Source organism: Rhizobium sp. P1_E1 (genome assembly GCF_056406015.1).
Map to the genome: position 1 here is coordinate 1 of NZ_JBFUAY010000349.1, position 3,416 is coordinate 3,416.

The window sequence follows — 3,416 nt, forward strand, 5'->3', positions numbered from 1 at the left end:
GAGCTTCGGCCTGCGCATGAACGGCAATCCGAAGGCCGATACCGAACGGCGCGTGCGCCATGTCGCCGAGATCCTGCAGATCACCGAGTTGATGAAGCGGCGGCCGAAGCAGCTTTCCGGCGGCCAACGTCAGCGCGTCGCGATCGGTCGAGCCATCGTCCGCGAACCCCAGGTCTTCCTGTTCGACGAACCTTTGTCGAACCTCGATGCGKAACTGCGCGTGCAGATGCGCGTCGAAATATCAAGACTGCACAAGCAGCTCGGCACGACGATGATCTACGTCACCCACGACCAGACGGAAGCGATGACACTCGCCGACAGGATCGTCGTGCTGCGCGCCGGCAATATCGAACAGATCGGCGCGCCGCTCGATCTGTACGACGATCCCGCAAACCAGTTCGTCGCCGGTTTCGTCGGTTCGCCGAAGATGAATTTCCTGAAGGCCGTGGTGGTTGAGACGCAGCCGGGTCGGGTGGTGATTGCCCTGGAAAGCGACGCCAATACGCGCCTGCCGCTGCCTGTCGCCGTTCCGATCGAAGCCGGCGCAAAGGTGACGCTCGGCATCCGTCCCGAACATTTCGTCGATGCGGGCATGGGCGATGCCGACCTCACCGTCACCATCGACGTCGCCGAACATCTCGGCAATACCAGTTACATCTACGCCACCATCGGCCCCGAGCAACTGATCATCGAGCGGCCGGAATCGCGCGTCGCCGGCAATCGCGAGACGCTGACAGTCGGCCTTCCCGCCAACCGCACATTCCTTTTCGACGGCGCCGGTAAACGGCTTCGCTGAACCAAATCCCAGGACAGAAAGACGAAAGAGGATTTTCCATGACTTCAGATCAACCGATCCGATGGGGCATCATCGGCCCCGGCACCATCGCCCGCACCTTTGCCGATGGCGTCGCCCATTCTCGCACGGGGAAGCTGGTGGCGATCGCTACCCGCAATCCGGCAAAGCCGGGCCTTGCCGAAAACTTCCCCGGCGCCCGCATCGTCAACGGCTACGAGGCGCTGCTTTCCGACCCCGAAGTTGATGCTGTCTATATCTCCGTGCCCCATACCGGCCACGCCGAATGGGCGATCAAAGCGGCACGCGCCGGCAAGCACATCCTGGTGGAAAAGCCGATCGCGCTCTCGGCCTATGATGCCGAAGCGGTCTATTACGAGGCGAAAAAAGCCGGCGTCTTTGCCGGGGAAGCCTTCATGTACCGCGTGCATCCGCAGACGGAGAAACTGGTCGAACTCGTCAAAAGCGGCGTCATTGGCACTGTCCGTATCATCCGCTCGAGCTTCGGCTTCAACATGGGCAGCTACAAGCCGGAACACCGGCTTTTCGCCAACGACACCGCCGGCGGCGGCATTCTCGATGTCGGCGGTTATCCGGTCTCGATGGCCAGATTGATTGCCGGCGCCGCAGAGGGCAAGGCCTTCCTCGAACCGGAGAAGGTCTCGGGCGTCGCCCATCTCGGAGAGAGCGGCGTCGATGAATGGGCATCTGCCGTGCTCAAGTTCCCGAACGAGATCATCGCCGAAGTCTCCTGCTCGATCATGGCGCAGCAGGACAATGTGTTGCGCATCATCGGCTCCGAGGGCCGGATCGAGGTCCAGGACTTCTGGTTTGCCTCCGGCCACAAGGGCGGCGTCGGCAAGATCGAGATCTTCAAGGGCGGCAGCCGAGAAACCGTCGAACTCAGGGAGGATCGCTGGCTCTATTCCTTCGAGGCGGACGCGGCTGKCGATGCCATCCGCGCCGGCAAGACCGAATTCAGCTCTCCCGGCATGAGCTGGGCAGATTCGATCGGAAACCTGCGTGTGCTCGACCAGTGGCGTGCCTCGGTCGGCCTCGAATACGGCGTGGAAAAAGCCAGCAAACGCACGGCAAACATTGCCGGCGGCGCGATCGCGCGCGGCAACAGCGTTCCGCAGCGTCAAATTCCCGGCATTTCCAAGCCGGCTTCTGTCGTGACCCTCGGCTTCGAGTTCTTTCCGAACTTCGCCTCTGCCTCGCTGACGCTCGACGCCTTCTACGAGGCCGGCGGCAATGCCTTTGACACGGCCTATGTCTATGGCGGTGGYAAGACGGAAGCGATCTTCGGCGATTGGCACACGAGCCGCAAGGTGCCGCGCGAGGAGATCGTGCTGATCGGCAAGGGCGCGCATTCGCCGCTCTGCTATCCCGATATGATCGCAAAGCAGCTCGACCAGTCGCTTTCCCGGCTGAAGACCGACTATGTCGACATCTATTTCATGCATCGCGACAACACCGACGTGCCCGTCGGCGAGTTCGTCGATGCCATGGATGCCGAGGTCAAGCGCGGACGCATCCGCGGCATATTCGGTGGTTCGAACTGGACGCGGGCGCGCTTCGACGAGGCGATCGCCTATGCCGAAAAGACCGGTAAGACGGCGCCGGCAGCACTGTCCAACAACTTCTCGCTCGCCGAGATGCTCGACCCGATCTGGGCCGGCTGCGTTGCCGCTTCCGATGACGACTGGAAAAAGTGGCTGAACGACAAGCAGATCCCGAACTTCGCCTGGTCGAGCCAGGGTCGCGGCTTCTTTACCGATCGTGCCGGCCGCGACAAGCGGGATGATGAGGAAATCGTCCGGGTCTGGTATTCCGAGCGCAACTTCGGACGTCGCGACCGCGCCATCGAGCTTGCCAGCAAACTCGGCCGCAATCCGATCCATATCGCGCTTGCCTATGTGATCGSCCAGCCTTTCCCGGTCATTCCACTGATCGGGCCGCGCACCGTCGCCGAGTTGGAAGACAGTCTCTCGGCGCTCGACATCAAGCTGACGCCCGATCAGGTGAAGTGGCTGGAAGGCTGACGCAACAGCAAAGGGCGCGGTTTGAACCGCGCCCTTGGCTTTTCTACTTGCGCGGCTCGGAAGCTTTCTTCCTGGCCGCGTCGTCCATCAGCTCATACCACATGGCGTTGAGAACGGCGAAAGCCGCGGCCAGCGGCAGGCCGAGGATCCATGCAAAATACCACATCGTTTGGTCTCCCTCAGAGCAATTCCAGGAAAAATGCGAAGCGGTTTTCCGTCCGAAATTGCGTAAAAACAAAAGGTTAGAGCGGTTCTAATGAATCGCTCTAGTAAGCGTGGCTGTTCTTGTCGGTGATCGACTTCTCATCGACCTTGCCCCACAGAACCTTGTAGACCCAGGCTGTGTAGGCGAAGATGATCGGCAGGAAGATCACCGTCACCACCAGCATGATGAACAGCGTCATGTGGCTGGAGGACGCATCCCAGACCGTCAGGCTCGATCGCGGATCAAGCGAGGAGGGCAGGATGAACGGGAACATCGACAGGCCGACCGTCGAGATGATGCCAAAGATCGCCACCTTGCTGAAGAGCAGTGTCATGACCTCGCGCCTTACCCGCATGGCGATGAACGCCAGCGC

At 61.1% G+C, this 3,416-nt stretch carries 4 protein-coding genes; 2 read left to right on the forward strand and 2 right to left on the reverse strand.

Translation table 11 applies throughout. The features are described from left to right. The coding region (locus AC1D1Z_RS35435; protein ID WP_477853453.1) for an ABC transporter ATP-binding protein at window positions 1–796 on the forward strand (796 nt) is incomplete at its 5' end. 38 nt (window positions 797–834) lie between these two features. Continuing rightward, complete coding sequence (locus AC1D1Z_RS35440; RefSeq protein ID WP_477853455.1) at window positions 835–2,838, forward strand: aldo/keto reductase; 2,004 nt, start codon at window positions 835–837, stop codon at window positions 2,836–2,838. 43 nt (window positions 2,839–2,881) lie between these two features. On the opposite strand, the gene cydX is transcribed toward AC1D1Z_RS35440, so the two are convergent. Both cydX and AC1D1Z_RS35450 read right to left on the reverse strand, forming a co-directional pair. Further along, window positions 2,882–3,004: a cytochrome bd-I oxidase subunit CydX gene (cydX, locus tag AC1D1Z_RS35445; RefSeq protein WP_017957645.1), complete on the reverse strand. Its 123-nt coding sequence runs from the start codon at window positions 3,002–3,004 to the stop codon at window positions 2,882–2,884. 100 nt (window positions 3,005–3,104) lie between these two features. Beyond that, on the reverse strand, window positions 3,105–3,416 hold a 312-nt coding region (locus AC1D1Z_RS35450), incomplete at its 5' end, for a cytochrome d ubiquinol oxidase subunit II (protein ID WP_477853458.1).